The organism is Paenibacillus sp. FSL E2-0190 (assembly GCF_037992965.1).
In the GTDB taxonomy this organism is placed as follows: Bacteria; Bacillota; Bacilli; order Paenibacillales; family Paenibacillaceae; genus Paenibacillus_AQ; species Paenibacillus_AQ odorifer.
In genome coordinates, this window is the sequence record NZ_CP150306.1 from 6,188,556 (window position 1) to 6,213,563 (window position 25,008).

Sequence of the window (25,008 nt, forward strand, 5' to 3'; positions counted from 1 at the left end):
GAAAAGGGCAATTTACTGCCACGATTGGGTAGAAGGGCCTTCTGTGCTACAGAAGGCTCTCTTTTGTTGTACGTTTGAAGATTCCATTAATCGTAAACAGTAGAATTACACTGATCACTGAGTTGAATATATTGATCGCAGTACCGTAGGAATATCTCGCCATGCCCAGTCCGTATTTCAGTGAATACAAGTCTAGCACTTGAGAATAGTCGGTAACGAGGTTGTTTCCGAGCAAGAATTGCTTCTCAAAGCCGATATTGAGCAAATTACCCACCGACATAATGAGTAGTACAGTAATTGTTGGGCGAATACCCGGAAGTGTAATATGCCATACCTGACGAAGCCTGCTGGCACCGTCTACCCGGGCCGCTTCGTACAATTCAGGCCCAATACCTGCGATAGCTGCAAGGTAGATGATGGCGTTCCATCCGGTCTCTTTCCAGACATCCGATAAGGTAACGATTCCCCAGAAGAGATGGCCCTGGGCCATAAACTGGATAGGTGCGTCTATGAATCCTATTCCTAACAAGATATCGTTTACAAGACCATTTTCACCAGATAACATTTTAGTTACAATCCCCGCTGCAACCACCCATGATACAAAGTGGGGCAAATACGAGACTGTTTGAGCAAATCTTTTAAAGAAGCCAAGACGCACTTCATTGAGCAATATTGCAAACGTTATTGGAAAGATAAATCCTGCGACTAAGCCCATTCCACTCATCGCCAGCGTATTACGCAGCGCCAGAAGGAATTGCGAGTCACTGAACAGTGTCTTAAAGTGTTCAAAACCTACCCATTCTTGTTCAAAAAAGCCACGTGCGGGCTTGTACTTTTGAAAAGCCATCGTCCAGCCCCATAACGGGAGATAACTGAAGACGAATGCCCAGATCACAAAAGGTATCGACATCATCCATAAGTACTTTTGATTCTTAAAGCTTCTCCAAAACCGTCCTCCTGAAGCAGGCTTTTTGTTGCGTGTTCGGGTATCCGGCGGGATTTGAGAAGTTACTGTGTCCGCTTTCATAAAGCCCCTCCTCTCTATGTCTATATTCTAAATCTCTGTAAGCGATTGCAGTACCCTATAAATTCGACCTAAAATCAGGTGAAAATTAGAGATTTAGAGCCCAAATAAAGCGGATACATCGTTGAAAACACTGAAAACAAACATGAATTTACTGAAAATAAAATTAAGTGAAATTATTTGATTTCATAAATCAATACGATACTTAATCCCCTGTCTATTTCACACAATTAATACTTCACCCCATAATTAAAAAACGCCCCGAGCTAACGTTCTATAAGTGAACGTGGCCGGAAGCGAAGGCGCGGACTGAAATGACCCTATTTAAGCAAATTGCACATCTTATTGGGTTAGGCGGACTATAAAGACCTTATTCACTTAAAAAACCACCTTTTGGAGAACATTTGCAGCTAATAACGTACATGGAGTCCGATAAATCGAAATTGGACTCGAAATAGCCCAAATAACGACTCTGGAGTCCGTCATACCCGCGAATGAAAACTATAATGTGCTCTCAGATGAGGCGTAACAAGTATACCCGTAACCCCTGCCCTGCTCCTCAACGAAAACCTCCGTATGGTTCAATTAAAATTAATTACTTTAATATCATCTTAGCTAGAAAATATTACCTGATACATCAGTACTTCAACTATTTCAGATACATATTCCTTATACGCACATGCCGAGTCGACATTATCTGTTGTACCTGCAATTTCTTTTCCTAAAGGTGGGTAATAGGAGAGCAATGAAAAACAAAAACATCAAGACATTATTATTGATTATCGCCGCAGTATTATTGACACTAAATTTATTTCAATTCAATAACAACGTAAGCCATAACAGATTAATGAATAGGCTGGACCTGAATCTGACATCAGAACTCGACGGTCTAAGAGTGGAATTAGAAAGATCCTCAACACCAAGCATTCTTGCTGTAGAGCAAGCGAGTAAAATTGCTGCCCTTTCGACGTATTCAACATTAGGGTTCGATTATGGATATACCTTGGAAACCAGAATACATGACAAATATGTACAAAATGAACCTTTTAAAGAGATGGATCAAATTCAAGAGTTACTTCTGGCCCTTCTAAAGGACCCTGCAAATCAAGAATTGCAACAAAGATTAGATTTATTATTAGTGAAGTAGCTTTAATGTAAGAAAAAAAGCCACAGCTAAAGCTCAGGTTATACCTGAACTGCAACTGTGGCTTTTTGGGCTTCTATTTTAGATGTTTTTGCGAAAAGAACTTGGGGAGAGTCCTACATATTTACGGAACTTGGCGTTGAAGTAATCGGGGTTCATGTACCCAACTTTCTCGGCCACCTCATATACTTTCATGCCTTGCGCTAGGAATTGCTTCGCCTTCTCAATCCGCACTTTGTCCACATACGTATTGAAGTATTCCCCGGTAGTGTTCTTGAACATTTTACCTAGATATGCGCTGTTGTAATTAAATAACTCGGATAAGGTCTCAAGCTTAAGGTTCTCATTGTAACGGCGGTTGATTAGCTCCGTAATTTTTTTGATCTCATTCCCTTTGCTGCCACTGGACATTTGATCGGCGATCTCCGCCATGAAATTGACGGCCTGCTCTTGCAGGTCTGCCAGATAATGACTATGGTAGAGCTCACCGATCGGCGGGGAATGCTTAGCGGCATTGCTGCGAATCTCTGGATAGACCGGTTCGAGACGGGCCAACACCGTACTGAGAATCCGCACAAATGTATCTTTGATCTGCTGCTCCTCACTGCCCGCAGCCAGTAGCTCTGCACAGATCGTATCCACCAGCGGTTCAATGGCCGCGCGGCTTCCAGTTTCAACAGCAAGCATTAGGCGGCTCTCCGCATCCTGCCCTTCTTCAGTGTACGCCTCCGCCACTCCAGGAAACAACATACCGGAGAGATCGGCGCTGATCAGAATCCCTTTGCGGTAAAAGAATGCCCGGCGCAGCAGTTCACGCGCCACTTGAAAAGACTGTGCCGCCTCTTCTGGTCCAGCTACAGGGCCTCCCGTTGCTGCGCTGAAGTCGTATCCCTCGCGGCAAATTAAGGAAGCAAGCTCTTCCATCAGCCGCTCCTGTTCCTGCTTTCCTGGCAGCGGCTCTTGCAGCAGAAATCCAATATATGGCGGCATCGTGAAAAACATCCGCTCTTCACTGCTGCCAAAATACTGTTCTACCGCGGCCTTAACGGCCCGCTCCCCTTCCTCACTGCCGCCCGCAGGCGCGAGTAATTCGAGTAGGATCACTTCGACACGGTCTGATTTAAGACCCAGTGCTGCCGCCTGCTTAGCAGGATCATTCTCCCCCTCCTCCGCAGTTGAAGGCTGCAGCAATGTACGCAGCAGGCTTTCGCGATTACGGGCAGGCTCCTCTTCATTCCAGCGGCTAAAGCGATCTTCCTGAGCGATCGTGACTCTGAGTTCCTCCAAATAGTTGATTAGCTCTTCCTCATCCACCGGCTTCAGTAAATAGCCGTCAATGCGGTAAGAAATGGCTCGTTTGGCATACTCAAAATCCGCATGACCACTTAAAATTAGCACATGGCTGGTCGAGCCTTCCTCGCGCAGCTCACCGATTAACTCCAGCCCGTCCATACCAGGCATGCGGATATCCACCACAATCAGTTCCGGATAAAAAATATGATATTTCTCCTGAGCTTGCAAGCCGTTAGCGGCCGTAGCCACCACCGTATACCCTAGCTCTTCCCAAGGGATTAGAGCCCGAAGGCCTTCCCGCAGCTTTGGCTCATCATCAACAATCAATACTTTGATCATAGATTTATGTCCTCCATTGGAATACGAAACGTAATAGATGTTCCTTCATTCATCCGGCTTTCGATATTCAGTCCATATTCAACACCGTAGGATAACTTCAAACGGTCGTGTACATTGCGCAGCCCGATCCGTGCCTCTTCCTGCTCATCAAGAACCTCAAGGGTATAACGGATCTGCTCCAGCTTGTCCGGAGTGATCCCGGCTCCATTATCGGTAATGGTAAAGACCGCATGATTCTGCTCACGCTTGATATTCACCGTAACCATTGCTCCATCCATCGTGTTGTCTAACCCATGAATCACCGCATTTTCCACAAGCGGCTGCACAATCAGCGGCGGGATGTAGAGTGATTCGACGGCAGGGTCTACAATAAATTGATATTTCAAACGATCCTCATAACGGAATTGCTGAATATCCAAATAACAACGAACCACTTCAAGCTCCTGGCTAAGCAAAATTTTACTTCGGCCTACCTCCAGATTACTGCGCATCATTTTGCCAAGAAGACGCACTACCCGTGCAATCTCCACTTGCCCTTTCATATGGGCCTCCATACGAATAGATTCCAGCGCATTGAACAAGAAATGAGGATTGATCTGGCTTGCCAGCATTTTAAAACGGATATCATTCTGTTTCTGTTCCAGCAGGCTGTTCTGGTCATTAGATTCCTGTACCTCGTACATCAAATCGTTAATACTCCGTACCATAGAATTGAACTGACGAGCTAACAGGGCAATTTCATCTTTGCCATCAATTTTTAATGAAGTGTCAAAATCACCCGTACTAACGCGGTTAATATGTCTGCTTAACTGCAATAATCGACGTGAAAATAATGAAGAGAAACTATATATGATTAAAAAGGCCAATAAAACGCTTACGGCAATCACGGTAATCGAAAGCTTAATCACCCGATTAGGTTCTTTGACTATACTATCAATAGAAAAAACAGAAATAATTCGCAGGGCGTTACGGCTGGCTTGTGGTTTAAGTTCTTCTATCACTATTTTGGAGGCTTCACCATCTACTTCTGCCTCATAGCTCCCGCTTCCTTGCCCCAAAAGCTTTGTATCAAAAGAAACATCTGCCAGTTTCTTTCCTGTCCGATCGCTCCGGTTCGCAGCAATGATATTATCCTGATCATCCACGATCATGGTATCAAATGATTCCTGGCTCAGAATTGAGGTTAGCTGGTGACTGTTTACATTAATAACGAGCACGCCAATTTTACTGGAGCCCTCCAGCTCGATTTTGCGGACAAGACTTAAATAATTCCGCTGATCACGCTCATCCTCTATATATTCCCAACCGACGAGGCTATCGTACCGCTGTGCTCTCTGATACCACTGGCTCTCCTTAATGGCAGACGAAGGATTGATCAGCTCCCAGTTGTTAAGCAGCGTAGCATTATCAGTGTATAAACGTATGTTGGATATGTCTTTATATAATCTTAGGTATTCACGCATATCAGTGTAATCCCGATAAGCCTCAACCACATCATAAGTGCTTACATACTGGCGTATGGCGAGTTTTTTCAGCCGGGCATCATTGGACAATCGATACGCTATATCTTGCGATACACCGATGACTTCTTCTGTTCTTTTTTTTACCCGATCTACGTTAATTGAAGCTTGCTCCAGTGCGTTCTCAAACGCCATGGTCCTCATCTCAATCGTAAGATAACCACCTACCAGTAATACCGGTAAAAGTGTAGTCAGTAAAAAAGCAAGCAGCAGCTTATTGCGGATTTTGATGTCATTCAGCACCTTAACAAACCATTGAAACATGGCCTTTCGCCCCCCGAAACCTTCACTATCTCATGTACAGGCTGCCACTACCTTGGAGATATTCCATACTTTACAGAAGAAAAATGAAAACGGCAACATTTTTGAATATTGCCGTTCATCACCTCTATAAAGAAGATGGTCTTTAAAAAGGCCTTCCGCCAGATGCGAAAGACCTTTTTTATATCAGACAGATTGATAAATGGCATTTTATTGGCGATATGCAGCCAGCTTGTTATTCAATTCGCGGGTCTGGCCGTAAACTTCCTGATAGAGGTTGAATAGACCATCATAGATTGCCGTTTGTTTCGGATCTGGTTTATAAACATCAGCAGGACGGATAAACGCTTCTGCACATTCCGCAAGGGATGTGAACCATCCGCTTCCATAAGCCGCCAGCATAGCTGCTCCCATTGCCGGACCCTGTTCACTTTCCAGCTTCACGATGGATGCATTGAAAATATCAGCCTGCATTTGCAGCCAAGCCTCATTTTTAGCTCCACCACCAATTGCAATGATCTCTGTAATCTCTTTGCCTGACTCACGTACAATCTCAATGGATTCACGCAGTGAGAAGGTAATGCCTTCTAATACTGCACGTGTAAAATGCGTCAACGTATGCCCTGAATCCATACCAATAAAGCTTCCTCGAATATTCGCATCTGGATGTGGTGTACGTTCTCCTACAATATAAGGTGTGAATAACAGGCCTCCGCTGCCAGCTGGAATAGAGGAAACTCCGCTTAACAGCTCATCAAAGCTTTTGTCCGCCGCAAAGGTTTCTTTGAACCACGTAAGGCTATGACCAGCAGCTAGTGTAACCCCCATAATATAGTAGGCATCTTTTTCACCATGGTTAAAGAAATGGACTTTGCCTTCGAGATTCAAATCTTTATTGCTCTCATAAGAAAGAACTACACCAGATGTACCAATACTGCACATGGTCCGGCCTTCTCCCAATACACCCGCTCCGAGCGCGCCACAAGCATTATCTGCACCACCAGCAAATACCTTCGTTGAAGATAAAAGACCTGACGCTTCAGCAATGTCCGGCAATAAAGTTCCAGTCTGTTCAAAGGATTCTACCAATCTAGGACAAAGAGAAAGCGGAAGTTCAAAAGCCTCTGCGATTTCTGCACTCCATTCTTTAGAACCTACATCCAATAGCAACGTTCCGGCAGCATCGGAGTAATCCATTGCATAATCACCCGTCAACCGATAACGAACATAATCTTTTGGCAGCAGGAACTGATGCGCCTGTGATAATACTTCTGGTTCATTCTCTTGAACCCACAGAATCTTAGGCAGTGTAAAACCTTCCAATGCTTTGTTTCTGGCGATATCGATCAACTTCGTTCCAAGCGTCTTCTCAATCTTACGGCATTGTGCAGTAGTACGGGTATCATTCCAAAGAATAGCTGGACGCAGCACTTGCCCTTCTTTATCTACCAGTACCAATCCGTGCATTTGTCCGGAGAAACTTAGACCGTCTACTTGAGAAGGGTCTATGCCTGATACTTCAATCAGACGGCGCAGGCTGACCAGCGTGCCCTTTACCCAATCTTCAGGATTTTGCTCACTCCAGTTCGGTTGGGGTCTGCTTAGCGGGTAGGACTCGGAATGCTCAAAAGCCACCTTCCCCTGCGGGTCCACTAGAACAGTCTTGACTGAACTAGTCCCCAAATCAACACCTATAACGTATTTCATTTTTGACCTCCTAAAAGTTTTGTTAGCATAGACTTCATTGAATTACTTCGAGCAAAACTTACTTCGTAAGCATCTTGCTTAGTTTTTACTACAAAAAGGGGGCTGCCGAAGAATGCTCTCTTCAGCAACCCCCGTTGCATTTGTTCAAACTCGACTCAAAGCCTAAGCTTCAAGCTCCCTATAAGGACTACTCAGCCAAGATGTATTGGTTAAGGGTAGCTCTCAGGTATTCTTGACGTCCGGATTGGTTAGGACGTGGGTTCTCATTGTTCAAAGCATATTCAGCCAAAGAAGCCAATGTTGCTTTACCGGAAACGATGTCTGCACCAACGCCTTCTGTGAAGCTGCTGTAGCGTTTGTCAATGAAATCTTCGAATACGCGATCTTCGATCAATTTAGCAGCAACTTTCAAGCCTTTTGCGTAAGTATCCATACCAGCGATGTGTGCCAAGAACAGATCTTGTGGCTCGAAGGAAGGACGACGTACTTTAGCGTCGAAGTTAATTCCGCCTTTGCCAAGACCGTCATTCTTCAATACTTCATAAAGAGTAAGTGTTGCATCGTAGATGTTTACTGGGAATTCATCAGTATCCCAACCAAGCAGTGTATCCCCTTGGTTAGCGTCAAGTGATCCAAGCATGCCATTAATACGAGCTACACGAAGTTCATGTTCAAAAGTATGACCTGCAAGCGTAGCGTGGTTAGCTTCAAGGTTCAGCTTGAAGTGCTTGTCGAGGTTGTATTTTTGCAAGAACGAAATTGTTGTTGCTGCATCGAAATCATATTGATGTTTAGTAGGCTCTTTTGGTTTAGGTTCGATCAGGAATTGACCATCAAAGCCAATTTCCTTAGCGTAATCTACGGCCATGCTGAACAGACGTGCAATGTTATCTTGTTCAAGACCCATATCTGTATTCAGCAATTCTTCGTAACCTTCACGGCCGCCCCAGAATACATAGTTGCTTGCGCCCAGACGTTTACCAACTTCCAGACCTTTCTTCACTTGTGCTGCTGCATGTGCGAAAACATCAGCGTTAGGTGTAGAACCTGCACCGTGCATATAACGCGGGTTAGTGAACATATTAGCTGTATTCCACAGCAATTTCTTGCCGGAAGTCTTCATGCCTTGTTCAAGGATATCAACAATAGTGTCGATGTTGCTGTAGAACTCACGCAAAGATGCGCCTTCTGGTGCGATATCTACATCATGGAAGCAGAAGTAAGGCAGATCCATCTTGTCCATAAATTCGAATGCTGCTTCAGCGCGAGCTTTAGCTTTATCAAGACCACTCAATTTGTCCCAGCTGCGAATTGCAGTTTCAGCGCCAAACGGATCAGAACCGCCAGCAGTTAATGTATGCCAATAAGCCATTGCAAATTTCAGATGTTCCTCCATAGTTTTGCCGGCTACGACTTCTTTAGGATTGTAGAATTTAAATGCATAAGGGTTGGTGGAACGGCTTCCCTCGTAAGAGATTTTGTTCACTGTCTCAAAATAAGCCATTGTGTAATCCTCCTCATATTGTGCTACGCTAGCAAGCGTTTACAGCATCATCTTAACACATCTTTTTGACTTTGTATATTGGTTAAACAAAGTTTTTTTATAAAATTTCCGCCTCTTTAAGTCTCCCTTGCCTATCCGTTTAATATTCAAAAAATCCAACAAACATAGATTTCCTCTTTTCTGCCGATGTATTGCAATTTCCAGCACATCACTCTAGACTAAGTGGCATACAACAAAAGGGAACTATGCTAAAAAGGATGTGTGATTCGTGAAGGTTACCGGAGATCAGGCGCTGGTCAAAAAAATCAATAAATCGATCGTACTACATACTATTCGAAGGAACTCTCCGCTCTCGCGCGCCAAGGTTTCAGAGATGACCGGACTGAATAAAGCTACCGTATCCAATCTGGTGGCTGAGCTATGCGCTCAAGAATTAGTGACTGAAGTTGGACCAGGTCAATCCAGTGGCGGACGTAAGCCGCTAATGCTGCATTTTAACAGCATGGCCGGCAGTGTAATCGGTATAGAGCTACGGGTGAAGCAACTGACAGCCGTCTTATGTGATTTAAGTGGTGGCATTCTTTTCGAAAGCGATTTCTCCCTGGACAATCATGCTCTGCCTTATGTACTGGAACGGATGAAAAAAACAATTTCAGACTTGATTGATAAAGCACCTGAATCCCCATACGGTATCGTCGGCATCGGAGTAGGTGTCCCCGGGATGGTGGATGAGAACGGGGTTGTTCTTTTTGCTCCCAACCTTGGCTGGGAAATGGTCGACCTGCGGGGTATTTTGGAGGCGGAATTCGCGGTTCCAGTCACTATTGATAACGAAGCTAACGCAGGTGCACAAGGTGAACTGAACTTTGGGGCGGCAAAAGATGTTAGACATCTGCTCTATATCAGTGCGGGTTCAGGGATCGGATCCGGTATTATTATTGGCGGAGAGCTGTACAAAGGTGCAAGAGGATATGCCGGCGAGACCGGACATATGACGATTGAAGCACAAGGCAAGCCGTGCAGTTGTGGGAGCCGTGGCTGTTGGGAGCTATATGCCTCGGAGAAAACCTATGACCATTCCGAGTTCTCCCTCCCTGCTCATACCACACAAGAACTGGTCCGTTATGCAGCCGCTGGACAAGAAGACGCCTTGCACCACTTCTCATCTATAGGTGAATATCTCGGCATCGGAGTAACGAATCTAATCAATAGCTTTAATCCAGAGCTGATTGTCATCGGTGGAGCCTTATCCGAAGCAGAAGCCTGGTTAGGGGAGCCCCTTCGCCGGGTTGTAGCCGAGCGTACACTTCCTTATCATAAGCAGCAGCTCGAGATTACCTTCTCCAAGCTGGGCAGCCGAGGCACGATGATAGGCGCGGGGTTCTCTGCAGTTATGCATTTTCTAGGCGATATTCGGGTGACCGTTTAATGTAGTCTAATGGACAACGTTTTGCGGGACAGTTTCACGGGTGAAATTCAAGAGCGGATAGAATTGACGTAAAATTGCCGCATTTAGGTGGATCAAAAGTGCAGTAAAAGCAACTTAAATCCTATATAATAAAGGATAAGTTAGTGTGACATTTATCACTACAACCCCTTTTTTGAAATGGAGAGCGAGTCCATGACCTATGTTGATACGTCTGATATCTCGGCACAGATGTTCATCACTGTGTTGCTTTTTCTGCTCATTATTGCCCCTTTGATCAGTCTCGGTGTGCTCCGTTTTTTTCAAGCCAAAAAGAAATCAGGGTTCATTCTGATCGGCAGCGGTGTTGCTGTATACGTCCTATTTCAGATCATTACCTCTTTCACTCAAGCTTAAATTGAACTTTGCGATTTACATCATAAAAAATAGCCTGCGCATATTAGCGTCAGGCTATTTTTGTATACTTAGACCACAAAAAGATCACCTCCAAAATGGAAGCGACCTTTTGCAATTTCCTCACAGAAATATATTTAATTAAACAGTCGCCAATGCTTTGTCGAACTGAGTTTTATTCATCCCCACGATTTTGTGCTCACCAATTACAGTTACAGGAACAGCTCTCATTCCCATATCCCAAACCTGCTGCGCGTAATCATCATTCTGCTCAATATTACGCTCTTCATAGGCTACGCCTTTTTCACTCAAAAAGCTCTTCACCTGACGGCAATGTGGACAATTTGTTGATGTATATACAATTACATTTTCCATCATTAGACCTCCTATGGAAGATTACAGTTATGTTACAGAATAACCGCGCTATGTTCCAGACTTTCAATGTATTTCTCAGCATCCATAGCTGCCATACATCCACTGCCTGCTGCTGTAATTGCTTGTCTATAACGGGTATCCTGCACATCACCACAAGCGAATACGCCTGGGATATTAGTTTCAGAAGTACCTGGGTTAGTCATGATATAACCTTCAGTATTAGTTGTGATTTGTCCACCCAAAAATGCAGTGTTAGGATGGTGGCCAATCGCCACAAACACTCCGCTTGCTTCAATGATTTCTTCTTGTCCGGTCTCATTGTTCAGCACTTTTAGTCCACTCACGCCTTTGTCTCCAGAAGTTACTTCCAGAGGAGTACGATTCAGGCTCCAAGCTACTTTAACATTATCGCGAACGCGATCCTGCATGATCTTGGAAGCACGTAGCTCTTCACGACGGTGTACCAGCGTTACTTTGGAGGCAAAACGAGTCAAGAAACCCGCTTCCTCAAGCGCAGAATCTCCACCGCCAACAACCACGATCTCTTTATTACGGAAGAAGAATCCATCACAGGTAGCACAGGTGCTCACACCGCGTCCCACATTATCCTGCTCGCCTGGGATACCGAGGTATTTTGCCGTAGCGCCAGTCGAAATGATCAGGGTATCCGTCGTAAGAACACCCAATCCTTCAACATTAAGCTTAAAAGGACGCTCTCCAAGTTCTACACTGTTCACCCAACCCGTACGGAATTCCGCACCAAAACGTTCAGCTTGTTTACGCATATTATCCATTAAGTCTGGACCCATAATTCCATCAGGAAATCCCGGGAAATTCTCCACTTCTGTAGTGGTGGTCAATTGTCCGCCAGGCTGAGGCCCTTCGATTACTAGTGGGTTCAAATTGGCACGAGCCAAGTAGATAGCAGCAGTCAACCCCGCCGGTCCGGTTCCAACAATTATTGATTTATACATATCTATATCCTCCTTGAGTTAGACGGCAGTGACGTCGCTTCTTATTTAAAATAATTATAATGTAGTCTTAATTATGCTAACTGAAAGCAAAAATGTCAATAAGCCAGACTCCCTCAGGGAAAAATCATTTGTGAACAATTTAATTTTTGGCAATAAATAATACACAGTAACATCACTGACCTCTTACCGCAACAATCGCAGCCCATTAAGAATAACCAATATCGTACTGCCTTCATGACCGATCACGCCAAAAGGAAGGGCGATGCCCTGCACAAAGTTACTGATCATCAGAACCGCGATTACTGTTACAGCAAAAATCATATTTTGCTTCACAATACGCTGTGAGCGCCGTGCCAATGAAATGGTCGAGGCGATCTCTTCAATATTATCATTCATAAGCACTACATCGGCGATCTCAAGCGCTGCACCACTGCCTTTCATGCCCATACCCATGCCAACAGTCGCTGTAGCCAGAGCAGGCGCATCATTCACACCGTCACCCACCATCACAACATTACCGTGCTTTTCACGAAGCGCCTTAATATGCTTTACTTTATCCTCTGGTAAAAGGTCGGCAAATACTAAATCTACTCCGGTTGAAGCCGCAATAACTTTTGCTGTAGCTTCCCGGTCACCCGTAAGCATAGCCACTTTAATCCCCAGCTCCTGCAGCTTCCGCACTGCGGCTTCTGCTTGTGGGCGAACTGTATCCTGCAATGCAATCATACCTGCAATATGCTCACCGTCCAAAATAATGGAGACAGTCTTCCCCTCTTCCGCCAACTGCTGCCGTTTAGTTCTCCAGAATGCAAGCTCAGAGTTCATCGCAGATGAAATCAGCTCATCCAGTAAATTGGACTTTCCAATTTTCCAGAGATGCCCGTCAACTTGACCTTCAATTCCCCAGCCAGTGATGGTTTTACTTTCCTGCACTCCCCGCAGCTCCAGATATTCTTCCTCAGCTTTACGCACAATGGCTTCCGCCAATGGATGGCGTGACATATGCTCAATGGATGCGCTAATCGCCAGTAATTCTTCCCGGTTGTAGCCTTCAGCTGCAATAAAGTCTGTCACCTGCGGAGTTCCCTCTGTAAGGGTCCCTGTCTTATCAAAAGCTACAACAGAGGTCCGGGCCATATTTTCGAGGTGGACCCCTCCTTTAAATAAAATCCCTTTTCGCGCACTTTTGGAAATGGCCGACAGCATCGCAGGCATAATCGATGAGACCAACGCACAAGGCGAGGCTACTACAAGAAAAACCATCGCTTTATAAAAGGTTGCGCTCCAGCTCCAGTCCAGCAAAAAGGGTGGAAGGAAAATAAGAGCCACAGTCGAGGCAACGACTACCCGTGCATAGATGGCTTCCAGTCTTTTAATGAATCGCTGTGAGTTTGGAACATCCGTCTCTGCTTCTTCTACCATCTTAATGATCTTGGAAAAAAGTGTGTTCTCTGCTGATTTCGTTACTTCAATATAAAGTGGACCTTCTCCATTGACCGTACCTGCGAATACTTCGCTGCCGGCACATTTTTCAACAGGCACTGACTCTCCTGTAATGGAAGCCTGATCTACTGCCGATTCTCCTCTGTACACCTTACCATCTGCAGGAATAAGATCCCCTGGACGTACAAGCAACAGATCTCCAATTACTAACTGATCGATAGCTACCTCGTTCATGCTTCCTTTCTCAATCCGCATGGCTGTGGCAGGTTTCAAGGCCATAAGTGAGGAAATATCCTTCTTACTCCGTTCCATCGTATAGCTCTCTAAAGCTCCACTAAGCGCAAAAATAAAGATGAGCATAGCACCTTCATTCCAGTACCCAATGGTAGCTGCGCCTAGTGCAGCCGCAATCATCAGCAGGTTCACATCGAGATCACGTTCTTTGACGAGCGTCTCAACGCCTTCTTTGGCTTTGTTCCAGCCACCAATGGTATACGAAATAACATAAAGTACTATAGAGAAAACTTCTGACCAGCTGCCCATAACCCAAGCAAAAAGCATAAGCACTCCGCTGCCAAGCGCAGCCTGCATCTCGGAGTTGCTGAGCATGGCTCTCAGATCGAACCGGCGTTTTGGAGCGCCTGGTTTCTTCATGCTGCCGGAGATTGAGGTTTGCTGGGGTAAATGTTTTGATGTTGCTTGCATAATAATCACCATCCTGAAAGTTTTGTGTAGGATTACTTCATTGACTTCTCTTTGCAACAAAACTTGCTTCGGGAGCATACGTTTTGTTTTGTCTAAATGATAATGAGAGCCATTCTTAAGACCCCTAAAATGACACATGCTGCCCCGGCTTAGCCGGGACAGCATGAATGATAACTATGAGTAGTGAGAATGATAATCATTGTTGCAACAGTACAACTATATTTCCTTAGTGCAACTTATATTTTAATAATACCACCTTGAATGAAAAAGTAAACCCTACCTTCTGGGCTATTCGTCATAAATTTAGAATAACTTTTTCCTATCTTAGCTGCGTATTTTATTTAAAAGCTCGGATAGGACTTGCTCTTCGACTGGCGTCGAATAAGCTCCACCTTCAAAAGACTTCATCGCTCCAATTCCAGCTTGGAACACAAACCGTATACGCCCTTTGCGAACCTTTTTATCCGTATACATCTTATCAATCAGCATTCTATTTGTAATGGTTGCTGGTATTTCAGTCGGAAGTCCCGCCTTCTTCAACAAAGCAATCACACGCTGAGTTTGGTCAGCCGTTACATACCCCAACTGCTCTGCCAGCTGCACCTGAACCGCGAGTCCAATCGCAATAGCCTCACCATGTAATAATTCATAACCACTTAATGCCTCTAACGCCCGGCCAGCAGTATGCCCCAGATTTAGAATTTGGCGCAGGTTGCTCTCCAGTTCATCCTTTTCCACCACGCTATACTTGATCTCACAATTATGAAAAGCAATCCGTTCGCAAACCTCTCGATCTAATACAAGATCGCCTTCTGAGGAAACCACTCGCTCCATATTCTGTTCAAGAAACTCAAAAAAATCAGCATCCGCGATGCAGGCATGTTTGATTGTTTCAGCCAACCCACTACGAAGCTCACGTACCGGAAGCGTTCTCCAAGTGGCTAGGTCAATGTAGACCTTTTTAGGCTGATGAAAAACACCAATTAGATTGGTTGCAACCGGTGTATTCACGCCCGTTTTACCACCAATAGAAGCATCCGCTGCTGCTAAAAGGGTAGTTGCATAGTTCAAACTTGGCACTCCCCGACCAAATGTTCCAGCCAAAAAACCTGCCAAATCCGTTACCGCTCCACCTCCTATGGCAAGGATACAGCAATCTCGTCCGTAAGAACGGCTTAATAGCCGGTCCTCCAGCTGTGCCTTCGTTTCTCGGGTTTTAGACTTCTCTCCAGCAGGGAAAGAAAATAACTCCGCTTGAAAATCATTCTGATGCAGTTGTTCCAGCAAGGCTTGTCCATACAGGGCTTCAACTTTTGAATCTGTAATAATCGCGAATTTGCTTACATTCTCGACAATTCCATGTTTCAAATCCTCGATCAGAGCGCCAAAAAGACCTTCCCCAATCTCAATATCGTAAGAATGATCTACGACCTTTCGCAGGCCAACTCTAAAATTTGTAGACATCTACAGCACCCCTATTCAGCAAGATGCTAATAAAATTCGAGCCTTCACTGTCATTATCCTGTTTATGTAAAATGTAAGGAGAAGCTGGAAACGTATGTGGATGTCCTAAAACTAATGTTGTCTGTAGCTACTGGTGATAGTAGAAAGGATCGGTGCAGATTAGTTTGAGTGCGGGGTTGAGTACGGAGATTGAGCGCAAAGTATGAATACGACACGAGTGATGAACGTATGATGCAAGTTGCTCGCGAATGTAGCTACTATCGGACTCAGCTGACCCTAATCGCTGATTTTAAACACATTTGGTATTCTAACGGACTCCATTGCAGCTATTGACCTGAAAAGCACCAAATATGTACCTCTTCCTAACGAATAGTGTCTCTGGTGTCCGAAACCATGCTTAAAAAGCTAAAATCAGGCAAATAGCGTCATCTGGGTCCTTAAGCATCAGGGGGCGGAGGTTAAGTGCAGACTTTGAGTGTTGATTAGTTTAAGTGCAGAGGTGCACGATTAGTTTAAGTGCGGTGGTTGGGCACAGGGTGGGAGTGCGGAGGTTGCATCCAAAAGCATGAGTGCCAGATTAGTTTAAGAACGGAGGTTGGGCACAGGGTGGGAGTACGGAGGTTGGTGCAGAGGTTGAGTACGGAGGTTGAGTTCAAAGTATGAGTACGACACGATTGATGAGCGTATGATGCAAGTTGCTCGCGTATGTTGCTATTATCGGACTCAGCTGACCCTAATCGCTGATTTTAAACACATTTGGTATTCTAACGGACTCCATTGCAGCTATTGACCTGAAAAGCACCAAATATGTACCTCTTCCTAACGAATAGTGTCTCTGGTGTCCGAAACCATGCTTAAAAAGCTAAAATCAGGCAAATAGCGTCATCTGGGTCCTTAAGCATCAGGGGGCGGAGGTTAAGTGCAGACTTTGAGTGTTGATTAGTTTAAGTGCAGAGGTGCACGATTAGTTTAAGTGCGGTGGTTGAGTACAGTATTGAGCACGGAGGTTGAGTACAGTATTGAGCACGGAGGTTGAGTACAGTATTGAGCACGGAGGTTGAGCACAGTATTGAGCACGGAGGTTGAGTATAGTGATTGAGTAAAGGGATATATGTACGCTGTTGAAGCAGGCAGCTAACGACCAAAAAAACAAAGCAACGATTCCCCGATAACCGGATAATCGCTGCTCTGAAGTCTTTTTTCGATTCTTATATGAACTGCACCGTATCGTTCATCAGAAAAAGCTTACTGCCTTCCCCCGGCGGCAGTATCCAGCGTTTCTCGCTGCCTGGCGATCCAGATCAGGCAGGCCGCTCTCAGCAGCGCTTCGGTCCGCTGACCGGCGCTGCAAAAGATCCCGCTGAGCCCGATCTGATACAGATCGGCCAAAGCCGACGCCGCCGGTGTCCCCGCGGCGAGCACCACCGCCGCCGGCTTCACGCTCGTCACGGCGGCAAAGATCTTCCCTGCCGCCAGGGCGAATTCCTCCGCGGCGGTCTCTTCCGGCGCGTGTTCGCCCGCCGCGCCGTCCAGCACTAGGAAATCGGCGATACGCGCGATTTCCGCAGCGGCGGCAGGCTCCACATCGGGCGCGATCAGCGCCCCGATGCGGCATGCCGCCGCATAAGCGTGGCCGAGTGTCTGATCGGCCACGTCTTCGATGAATTCGCGCTTTGCAGCGAATTCGGCTGCGCTTGCGGTGTAGGCGACCAGCAGGTCAAGGCGGCAATCGCCGCCTTGCCGCTGGCTCTCCGCCACCGCAGCGAACAGCGCTTCGAGCTGCGCGTCCTGAAGCGCGGCAAGCTTGGCGGGCTGCGCCACCGCAAGTGACTCTGGATGCAGCAGGGTGACTGCCGCCCATTCGCCATCCGGCGATTCGAGCAGCTCGGCAACAGCTGCGCGCAGACGATAAGAGATTCGCTGTAGAAAGCGCGATGTTTGCAGTTCATCCTCACTAGATAACCAGTTCTCATAAAGACAGAACAGCTCTGGTTCCAACAGCCATTCCTCACTCCGTATCAAACAAGGTCCCGCTTGAACAGTCCTTGTTCCTTCCCGTCCAGCAAGACGTTCTTCTCTTCCTTCACGCAGCACTAGGAATGTCGATGGTTCCCCCGGCCGCTTAAAATAAGACCGCTTCAAAGGCTCAATGACATCCCTCTGCTCTACTCCAGCGATAAATTCTGCGGCAGCGGAGGCTACGGATCCAGCTTGGCTCATTTCCATTCCCACAGTCCGATCACCAGCCTTATACATGAACTTGAACGGGCGCTCTTCACTACTCCGCAAACCATCCTGCTGACGTTCACCCTTCATCCTCGCACCCACCCTTTATCTTTGGATTGCTGCCGGTATGCCAAGCTATATAACATAAGCGACCGACATTTCATTACCTACCTCACTTATAAATACGGGAGCCACACCTGAAATATGCAAGCGTTGCCAAATCCGATGAATATTCCAACTTTTTTAGGCAACAAAAAAAAGCATTACCGCAGAGCGGTAATGCTTTTCGAAATATAAACTTCTATTGTTGACTGGCAGCAATAGCTTGCTCCAGATCATAGATAATATCATCAATGGACTCCGTCCCGATCGACAAACGCAGCAATTCCGGCGTTACTCCGGCTGTGATTTGCTCCTCATCCGACAGCTGTGCATGAGTTGTGCTCGCTGGGTGGATGATCAATGACTTGGAATCCCCAACATTCGCTAAATGAGAGAACAGCTTCACATTCTCAATCAGCTTACGTCCCGCAGCACTTCCACCTTTAATACCAAAAGTAAGGATCGCACCTTGGCCTTTAGGCAAATACTTTTGCGCTAATTCATGAGATGGATGCGTAGGAAGTCCCGAATAACTTACCCATTCCACATCTGAATGTGCCTCCAAATATTGCGCTACCTTCAGCGCATTCTGGCTATGACGTTCCATCCGCAAATGAAGAGTCTCCAGACCTTGCAGCAGCATCCAAGAGTTGAACGGTGAAATCGCCGCCCCTAAATCGCGAAGCAATTGAACGCGGGCTTTAATAATATAAGCAATCGGGCCCACCGCTTCCGTATAAACCACTCCATGATAGCTTGGATCTGGCTCCGTAAGACCTGGGAATTTACCGCTTGCCTTCCAATCAAATTTACCGCCGTCAACAATAATCCCGCCAATGGATGTACCATGTCCACCGATGAATTTGGTTGCCGAATGGACAACAATGTCCGCGCCATGCTCAATCGGACGCAATAAATATGGACTTGGGAACGTATTGTCTACGATGAGAGGAATCCCATGTTCATGGGCGATCGCTGCAACTGCCGCAATATCCAGAACATTCCCCTGTGGGTTGCCGATTGTTTCTGCATACAAGGCTTTGGTCTTATCTGTAATCGCAGCACGGAAGTTCTCAGGATTATCCGAATCTACGAAATGTACCTTAATACCAAGCTTAGGCAGTGTTGTCGAAAATAGATTATAAGTCCCGCCATATAGGCTTGCTGCAGATACAATTTCATCCCCAGCGCCCGCAATATTTAGAATGGAAAAGGAAATAGCCGCTGCCCCGGAAGCTGTAGCAAGCGCACCTGCCCCGCCCTCAAGTGCTGCCACACGCTGTTCAAATACATCCGTAGTTGGGTTCATCAGCCGAGTATAAATATTACCGAATTCTTTAAGCGCGAACAGATCCGCTGCATGATCAGCATCACGGAACCCGTAAGAAGTGGTCTGATAAAGCGGTACAGCACGTGAGAAAGTAGTTGGATCAATTTCCTGGCCTGCATGGACAGCCAAAGTTTCAAACGACAGCTTGCGATCTTCTGACATAGGTATTTCCTCCCCTATAATTAAGTATAGAAATGATTAACAATTTTGAATTGTACCCATTCTCTCACAAACCACGTCATTTGAAAAGAAAAAAATCTCATTATTCCGGTGTGAATTATTGTACTTTGGTCAAATGCTTCTGCTAGTGTCCTCTACCTACTGGATAACGCTTTCAATATAAATTAATAAAAACCTCAACCTTATGTATAAAACACAATCGCTAATCAAACTGATCGGTTAATAGTTTGAATCAGGACAGCGGCGAATGAGCTTGTCCTCCTCACTCGCCGCTTCCGATTCAGCCCTTCGGCTTAGTAATTGCTTTGGCTTGTTTCGCCTTTAGCAATCGCTACACCACCACTAGTTCCAATACGGCTTGCACCTGCTTGTACCATTACATGTGCATCTTCTGCACTACGTACACCACCGGAAGCTTTTACACCGATATTAGGTCCAACTGTAGCACGCATAAGCGCGATATCTTCTTTCGTTGCCCCGCCTGTAGAGAATCCAGTGGATGTTTTTACGTAATCTGCTCCGGCCTCAACAGATAGCTTGCAGGCACGAACTTTTTCTTCTTCCGTTAACAGACAAGCCTCAATGATGACTTTTGTCAGGGCTTTGCCGCGCGCTGCATCTACAACAGCTGCAATATCACGTTTAACCAGCTCATCGTTGCCATCTTTTAATGCTCCGATATTGATGACCATATCCACCTCGCCTGCACCTTTAGCGATAGCATCGGTAGTCTCGAATGCTTTGCTCTCTGTTGTCGATGACCCCAGCGGAAAGCCGATTACTGTACATACTTTAACCTCAGGCGTATCTTTCAGCACTTCATGGGCAGTAGCTACCCAAGCAGGGTTTACGCAAACAGAAGCAAACTTATAAGTTTTAGCTTCCTCCGCCAATTTAATAATGTCTTCTTTCCGTGCATCTGCTTTAAGCAGTGTATGATCAATGATCCCCGATAGTGTAATTTCGCTCATTTTTATTATTCCTCCATGATTTGGATAGTAGTTTTTTTCATCTCTGTAATCATACCAATAGAACTGTGCTTTGCAAAGCAAACAGGGTGGGCATGCCTACCTCAAACCTTAATTTGTGCAGATTTTATGGATTTTAAGTAGTCTATCATTCCCTAAATTATCTTTTTAAAAAAATAAAGGTTTAATCCCCTAAACTTTCCCAATTAAAAATACGATAATAGTCTTAGATAAATAGGTTTTTTTATCCTATTCATCAAAATTTTTCTTAGATAAAACTTAGGAGGAGATTAATCAAAAATGGGAAACTTCAATTTCGCCACAAATGCTGCCGATCAAAAACTGAATGTACAAGTGGAAGGAACTATGTCGCCAGAAGATGCAGGACGTTTCATTAATGAGTACAACCAAATCATAAGTGCATTCGACCCGAAACAATATGAGATCATCCTAGATTGCAAGACATTGAATGTATCCTCAAAGGACACACTTCCCATGCTTGAGCAATGCTACATACTGTACAAACAATCCGGATTTAAAAAAGTAACCTTTATTATTGCCAAAAGCCCTGTCCTAAAAATGCAGTTAAGCCGAGTGGCACGGGCAACGAAATTAGAAAATTACGAAATTATTGAAGCATAGGAGGCGCCACTTGGGACATATAGCGATTCGCCAAGCTGCTTATTACCACCCAGAGCATATCGTAGATAACGAATATTATCTGAAGCATTTTCAGAGTATGGGCAAGGACATCAAACGATTCCTAGAAGTCATGGGTCGCGACCGGAGATACATCGTAAAAGAACAGGGTGAAAATGCTCTGACGATGGGATTAAAGGCTGCCCAAAAAGTGCTTAGCGAAGCGAATTTGCAAGGTGAGGATATGGACATGATCATGTTCGCTTCACAGACGCCAGAGTACACCTATCCTACCAATGCACTTCTCCTACACCGTATGCTTCAAGGTAAACACCGGACCATTACGCAGGATTCCAATGCTAACTGCGCAGGAATGGTCTCCGCCGTGGAGCAGACAAGTCGTTATATGCAAGCCAATCCCAGCATCAGGTACGCACTCGTTGTAGGAAGCGACTACAGCTCAGTAAACTGCAATACAGATGATGAAATTACTTACCCTAACTTTGGGGACGCCGCAGCAGCAGTGATTCTAGAGCGCAGCAGTGAGCATGCAGGCTTCATAGATTCCCTTTATTACACCGATTCTGAAGGCTCCGAAAATATTATGTTCCCGGCCTGCGGCCTGTCGAATATTTATCAAGAGGGTATGACCCCAGAGCAGATTCGGATACGGTGGACCCCTTTTGACGGTACAGTGTGTGTGGATGCGGCTATAGCGGATATGAAGGAGCTTCTCTCACGCAACGGTCTGACTACGGATGATATCTCTGCATTCTGCCTTTCACAATTCTCACTGAAAAATATCGAGCTCATCCAAATCGGACTTGGGCTAACCGCAGAAAAGTTCATTTATGTAGGCGACGAGTTCGGCTACACAGCCACAAGCAGTCCTTTTATCGCCTTTCAACGCGGAGTCGAGGACGGACGAATCAAACGTGGCGATTATGTCTTCTTTTGGTCAGTTGGCGCTGGCTGGCAAATTCCTACGATGCTTTATCAATATTAATAGCATAAAAAGCCCTACTTCTATAGAAGTAGGGCTTTTTCATCAGAGGAAATAAATCAGAAACCCAATAATGAATTATTTAGTCAGAGATTGAACATCCACAAAAGGTGTGGCTCCCCCTGTTACAGATGGCAACACGCCGTTCCATTTTTCCAGCGCTTTCTCCTGAACCTCAATTTGCTTCAGCTGCACCAGCTCAGGTGTAACCTCTTGCTTCTTAAGTCTTAAAGATTCAGCCTCTGCTTGCGCCTGGGCGATTTTTTGCTTCGCTTCAATTTCAATCCGCCGGAGATCATTTTCGGCCTTCAATGCCTGCTGCTGGGCGACCTGCTTTGCTTCAATCGACTGGTTAAACGCCTCCGAGAATTTAAAGTTAACGATGTTAATATCGTTGACGATCAGGTCATATTTTGCCAGCCTAGCGGTTAAGTGCTCACTAATCTCACTCGACACTACATCACGACGCGTAATCAAATCCTCTGCTGGATATTTGGCTGTCACTTCTTTAACGATTTCTTGAATGGCCGGATTGATAATTACACTATCAAAATTACCTCCGATATTGTTCATCAGATTAAAGGCGGAAGCCTTATTTACGGAATAGTTCACCGCCACATGTGTGGACACGGGCTGAAGATCTTTTGAAGAGGCTGAAGTATCGGTCTCCGCCTTCGTTACCTGTGTATTGACCTGAATCACCGTCTGAATAAATGGAATTTTAAAATGAATGCCGGGTGACAATGTATTGTCATTTAATTTACCAAAGGTTTTGTATAAACCTACATGCCCATATTCCACTGATACAAAAGAGTTCGCGCCGATCAACAATACAATAAGCACCGCTGCAATACCGGTGACTATTTTTCCCGGACGCAGCTGTTTCAATTTCGGATTCATTTGCATATTCATCCAATACCCCTCCTAGATTATGGATAATCATTCAAGCTTAACCGTCTATACGGAGGTTTAGGGTAAATGGTCGCAGGAAATATTTCAACAGCAGTGGTCATGGCGTTACCGCTCTGGGATCAGTCCTTCTACGGTCAACCGGAATTTCTTGCTCTGCTTGTCCCCGATATTAGAAGCTTCATATATTCCTTCATCCGTTAGCACCACGGAGTCCGCCTTTAAAGCATCATTAACGAAAGTTATCTCAGCGTGATCAACATTCCAGCGGTAAATATAGGCACTCATCGGATTTCCATGTGCGGCTACACCCTCAAAAGATCCATCCTGATCAACATCCAGCTCTTTGGAATGTCCGGTATCAATTTGCAGCAAACCCGAGGGGTTACCGCTCTCGTCGATTAAATAATAGTTACTGAGCGAGTTATTTGCTCCTAGTCCCCCGGTGATTTTCAACACCTTTTCGCTAAACAGCCGCACTACTTCTACCTTAATATCCTCCGGTTGACGATAATTATAAGTTCCTATCGCCCCTAGACTGTATTGTCCTTTGGAAGTAGAAGTTCTGGCATACACATAGTCTTCGTCACTAGCCATCGTATACACACTCACTTTGACTCCTCCAAAATCCTCCAGCTTCTTCTCTGTAATCAAAGTAGCGCCTGTGGGTGGAGCACTTAGTTGAGAGACTATGGGCATTGTATCCACCAGGTTCCACTCCAGCTTAATGAGGTTAGAAGCGGTGTTTGTTGGCTTCGGTCTTGAGGTGTGGTAGTCGTTAGCCGATTGAGCGGGGGATGGGTCCACCTGATGTTGGCAACCTGCCAGTAGATTCATTAGAAGCAAGGCTGTCAGCGTAACGGATTTATGTAAAGGAAACATCCTTGATCACTTCCTAACCTCTTTTTAAAAATAAATCTTTCATTAATCATAGATGAAGTTAGGCATTCAAATGTTACTTTTAGGAGGCGGGAGGGTTAATTTATTGTCTTTTGAGGGTATGCGCCGATCAAAAAGCTAAATTGGCATACAAAAAACCCGCATCAAATGCGGGTTAAGGTTAGCTATCCAGAATCAAGAGCCTAGCAGTTCACGCGCCAGTAGTCGGTAAACCTCTAGCCGTTTCTCCTGCGAATGTGGGATGCTGCATATCATTGCTTCTTGGAATCCATATTGTGCTTGTTCTTCTTGCAAACGTACGGCGATGTCTTTAACCGCACCAACTAAATGAATCTTGCGCCCTTCCTTGATTGACATCCGGTCAATTTCCGATAGCGAAATGTTCTGAGCTTCTTCTGGTGTCAGCACCTGAGTAATCCGGCCCTTACTCATCATCAACCGAAAAATATCCTGCGGTAATGCTTCATACTCAGCTTCTTCCTTCGTTTCTGCTGTGGTCACCATATAGGATACACTGATCTCTGGTTTGTCCATAAAGATAGAAGGCTGGTAGTTATTCCGGTAATGGTCCAAGATTTCATTACTCATCGCACCATTAAAAAATTGTGCGAAGGAGTATCCGACTCCCATTTGTGCAGCTTTTCGCGCGCTATTGCCGCTCGAGCCTAACAACCATACTTCTGGGAGCGCCACCTTCGTTGGAGCAGCGAGATTTTTGGCATATAGCTCATCTTCCGGAATCTGATCACTAAGCAGCTGCATGGTAATGCCAAGCTTGTCATACATATTATGCAGCATTAACTCACGGCCTTCAGATAAAGCGTACATGGCGCTTGTATCGCCACCAGGAGCTCGTCCCACACCAAAATCAATTCTCCCCGGGGAAAAAGCACTTAACGTTTTAAATACTTCAGCCAGCTTAAGCGGAGAATAATGCATCATCATTACACCGCCGGTGCCGATTCGAATACGGTTGGTCTTGGCGGCTAAACGGGCAGCCGTTACTTCCGGAGCTGAGCTAGCAAATGTATTTCCGCCATGGTGCTCTGCCATCCACATTCTGCTATATCCCAGCTCATCTGCTAAAATAGCGAGTTCTTCTGCTTTATTCAGGGCACCTTCCGCAGTGTTGCCGCTTGTCACGGGTGCCTGATCCAATATGCTTAATCTCATGCGAAT

Annotated in this window: 20 protein-coding genes; 5 read left to right on the forward strand and 15 right to left on the reverse strand. The window is 45.5% G+C overall.

The features are described from left to right. Positions 1-46: 46 nt before the first annotated feature. Positions 47-1,027, reverse strand: a complete 981-nt coding sequence (locus NST25_RS27165; RefSeq protein WP_076100584.1) for an ABC transporter permease subunit — start codon at positions 1,025-1,027, stop codon at positions 47-49. A 742-nt stretch (positions 1,028-1,769) separates the two neighbouring features. Here NST25_RS27165 and NST25_RS27170 point away from each other — a divergent pair. After that, positions 1,770-2,171 (forward strand): hypothetical protein, encoded by a 402-nt coding sequence (locus NST25_RS27170; protein ID WP_340392885.1) that lies wholly within the window; start codon positions 1,770-1,772, stop codon positions 2,169-2,171. Between the two features lie 78 nt (positions 2,172-2,249). Here the strand turns inward: NST25_RS27170 and NST25_RS27175 are convergent, their stop codons facing one another. The 4 genes from NST25_RS27175 to xylA all read right to left on the reverse strand — a co-directional run bounded on the left by NST25_RS27175 (position 2,250) and on the right by xylA (position 8,792). Continuing rightward, entirely contained in the window at positions 2,250-3,800 is a 1,551-nt protein-coding gene (locus tag NST25_RS27175; RefSeq protein ID WP_340392887.1) for a response regulator transcription factor, read from the reverse strand. Then, positions 3,797-5,584 (reverse strand): sensor histidine kinase, encoded by a 1,788-nt coding sequence (locus tag NST25_RS27180; RefSeq protein WP_340392888.1) that lies wholly within the window; start codon positions 5,582-5,584, stop codon positions 3,797-3,799. The genes NST25_RS27175 and NST25_RS27180 overlap by 4 nt, the downstream gene beginning before the upstream one ends. A gap of 207 nt (positions 5,585-5,791) precedes the next feature. Further along, positions 5,792-7,288, reverse strand: coding sequence for a xylulokinase (gene xylB, locus NST25_RS27185; RefSeq protein ID WP_340392889.1), 1,497 nt, complete (start codon positions 7,286-7,288; stop codon positions 5,792-5,794). A 187-nt stretch (positions 7,289-7,475) separates the two neighbouring features. Beyond that, positions 7,476-8,792, reverse strand: coding sequence for a xylose isomerase (xylA, locus tag NST25_RS27190; RefSeq protein WP_076128712.1), 1,317 nt, complete (start codon positions 8,790-8,792; stop codon positions 7,476-7,478). Positions 8,793-9,060: 268 nt separating this feature from the next. Here xylA and NST25_RS27195 point away from each other — a divergent pair, with 268 nt between their 5' ends. Together NST25_RS27195 and NST25_RS27200 are read left to right on the forward strand one after the other, a co-directional pair. Then, the gene (locus NST25_RS27195) at positions 9,061-10,221 is read left to right on the forward strand and encodes an ROK family transcriptional regulator (RefSeq protein WP_076128714.1); all 1,161 of its coding nucleotides are present in this window, start codon (positions 9,061-9,063) and stop codon (positions 10,219-10,221) included. A 192-nt stretch (positions 10,222-10,413) separates the two neighbouring features. Further along, positions 10,414-10,614 (forward strand): hypothetical protein, encoded by a 201-nt coding sequence (locus tag NST25_RS27200; RefSeq protein ID WP_036680251.1) that lies wholly within the window; start codon positions 10,414-10,416, stop codon positions 10,612-10,614. A 138-nt stretch (positions 10,615-10,752) separates the two neighbouring features. On the opposite strand, the gene NST25_RS27205 is transcribed toward NST25_RS27200, so the two are convergent. The 7 genes from NST25_RS27205 to deoC all read right to left on the reverse strand — a co-directional run bounded on the left by NST25_RS27205 (position 10,753) and on the right by deoC (position 20,381). Continuing rightward, positions 10,753-10,986, reverse strand: a complete 234-nt coding sequence (locus NST25_RS27205) for a glutaredoxin family protein (RefSeq protein ID WP_076128716.1) — start codon at positions 10,984-10,986, stop codon at positions 10,753-10,755. Between the two features lie 32 nt (positions 10,987-11,018). Then, on the reverse strand, positions 11,019-11,960 hold the full coding sequence (gene trxB / locus NST25_RS27210; protein ID WP_076128718.1) for a thioredoxin-disulfide reductase: 942 nt from the start codon (positions 11,958-11,960) through the stop codon (positions 11,019-11,021). A 183-nt stretch (positions 11,961-12,143) separates the two neighbouring features. Next, positions 12,144-14,108 carry a heavy metal translocating P-type ATPase gene (locus NST25_RS27215; protein WP_340392891.1) on the reverse strand — a complete coding sequence of 655 codons (1,965 nt, stop codon included), beginning with the start codon at positions 14,106-14,108 and terminating at the stop codon, positions 12,144-12,146. A 324-nt stretch (positions 14,109-14,432) separates the two neighbouring features. After that, on the reverse strand, positions 14,433-15,572 hold the full coding sequence (aroB, locus tag NST25_RS27220) for a 3-dehydroquinate synthase (RefSeq protein ID WP_340392892.1): 1,140 nt from the start codon (positions 15,570-15,572) through the stop codon (positions 14,433-14,435). Between the two features lie 1,245 nt (positions 15,573-16,817). Beyond that, a complete protein-coding gene (locus NST25_RS27225; protein ID WP_339169835.1) occupies positions 16,818-17,570 on the reverse strand; it encodes a hypothetical protein in 753 nt (250 codons plus the stop codon). A 529-nt stretch (positions 17,571-18,099) separates the two neighbouring features. After that, positions 18,100-19,392 carry a homocysteine synthase gene (locus tag NST25_RS27230; protein WP_036680260.1) on the reverse strand — a complete coding sequence of 431 codons (1,293 nt, stop codon included), beginning with the start codon at positions 19,390-19,392 and terminating at the stop codon, positions 18,100-18,102. Between the two features lie 311 nt (positions 19,393-19,703). Next, positions 19,704-20,381, reverse strand: a complete 678-nt coding sequence (deoC, locus tag NST25_RS27235; protein WP_036680262.1) for a deoxyribose-phosphate aldolase — start codon at positions 20,379-20,381, stop codon at positions 19,704-19,706. Positions 20,382-20,678: 297 nt separating this feature from the next. Between deoC and NST25_RS27240 the strand changes: the two genes are divergently transcribed. Next, complete coding sequence (locus tag NST25_RS27240) at positions 20,679-21,020, forward strand: hypothetical protein (protein ID WP_076099934.1); 342 nt, start codon at positions 20,679-20,681, stop codon at positions 21,018-21,020. A 10-nt stretch (positions 21,021-21,030) separates the two neighbouring features. Continuing rightward, positions 21,031-22,023, forward strand: coding sequence for a ketoacyl-ACP synthase III (locus tag NST25_RS27245; RefSeq protein WP_076277142.1), 993 nt, complete (start codon positions 21,031-21,033; stop codon positions 22,021-22,023). 75 nt (positions 22,024-22,098) lie between these two features. Here the strand turns inward: NST25_RS27245 and NST25_RS27250 are convergent, their stop codons facing one another. The 3 genes from NST25_RS27250 to NST25_RS27260 form a co-directional block, all read right to left on the reverse strand. Further along, a complete protein-coding gene (locus NST25_RS27250) occupies positions 22,099-22,932 on the reverse strand; it encodes a prohibitin family protein (protein ID WP_076128733.1) in 834 nt (277 codons plus the stop codon). Between the two features lie 105 nt (positions 22,933-23,037). Continuing rightward, a complete protein-coding gene (locus NST25_RS27255) occupies positions 23,038-23,811 on the reverse strand; it encodes a hypothetical protein (protein ID WP_312151744.1) in 774 nt (257 codons plus the stop codon). A gap of 192 nt (positions 23,812-24,003) precedes the next feature. After that, positions 24,004-25,002, reverse strand: a complete 999-nt coding sequence (locus tag NST25_RS27260) for an LLM class flavin-dependent oxidoreductase (RefSeq protein ID WP_076128737.1) — start codon at positions 25,000-25,002, stop codon at positions 24,004-24,006. Positions 25,003-25,008 lie beyond the last annotated feature (6 nt).

Coding starts and splice junctions, on each gene's coding strand:
- xylA (WP_076128712.1), bottom strand. CDS start 8,792: ATGGCTTATTTTGAGACAGTGAACAAAATCTCTTACGAGGGAAGCCGT.
- deoC (WP_036680262.1), bottom strand. CDS start 20,381: ATGAGCGAAATTACACTATCGGGGATCATTGATCATACACTGCTTAAA.
- xylB (WP_340392889.1), bottom strand. CDS start 7,288: ATGAAATACGTTATAGGTGTTGATTTGGGGACTAGTTCAGTCAAGACT.
- NST25_RS27180 (WP_340392888.1), bottom strand. CDS start 5,584: ATGTTTCAATGGTTTGTTAAGGTGCTGAATGACATCAAAATCCGCAAT.
- NST25_RS27240 (WP_076099934.1), top strand. CDS start 20,679: ATGGGAAACTTCAATTTCGCCACAAATGCTGCCGATCAAAAACTGAAT.
- NST25_RS27255 (WP_312151744.1), bottom strand. CDS start 23,811: ATGTTTCCTTTACATAAATCCGTTACGCTGACAGCCTTGCTTCTAATG.
- NST25_RS27165 (WP_076100584.1), bottom strand. CDS start 1,027: ATGAAAGCGGACACAGTAACTTCTCAAATCCCGCCGGATACCCGAACA.
- trxB (WP_076128718.1), bottom strand. CDS start 11,960: ATGTATAAATCAATAATTGTTGGAACCGGACCGGCGGGGTTGACTGCT.
- aroB (WP_340392892.1), bottom strand. CDS start 15,572: ATGTCTACAAATTTTAGAGTTGGCCTGCGAAAGGTCGTAGATCATTCT.
- NST25_RS27175 (WP_340392887.1), bottom strand. CDS start 3,800: ATGATCAAAGTATTGATTGTTGATGATGAGCCAAAGCTGCGGGAAGGC.
- NST25_RS27170 (WP_340392885.1), top strand. CDS start 1,770: ATGAAAAACAAAAACATCAAGACATTATTATTGATTATCGCCGCAGTA.
- NST25_RS27200 (WP_036680251.1), top strand. CDS start 10,414: ATGACCTATGTTGATACGTCTGATATCTCGGCACAGATGTTCATCACT.
- NST25_RS27205 (WP_076128716.1), bottom strand. CDS start 10,986: ATGGAAAATGTAATTGTATATACATCAACAAATTGTCCACATTGCCGT.
- NST25_RS27215 (WP_340392891.1), bottom strand. CDS start 14,108: ATGCAAGCAACATCAAAACATTTACCCCAGCAAACCTCAATCTCCGGC.
- NST25_RS27230 (WP_036680260.1), bottom strand. CDS start 19,392: ATGTCAGAAGATCGCAAGCTGTCGTTTGAAACTTTGGCTGTCCATGCA.
- NST25_RS27260 (WP_076128737.1), bottom strand. CDS start 25,002: ATGAGATTAAGCATATTGGATCAGGCACCCGTGACAAGCGGCAACACT.
- NST25_RS27250 (WP_076128733.1), bottom strand. CDS start 22,932: ATGAATATGCAAATGAATCCGAAATTGAAACAGCTGCGTCCGGGAAAA.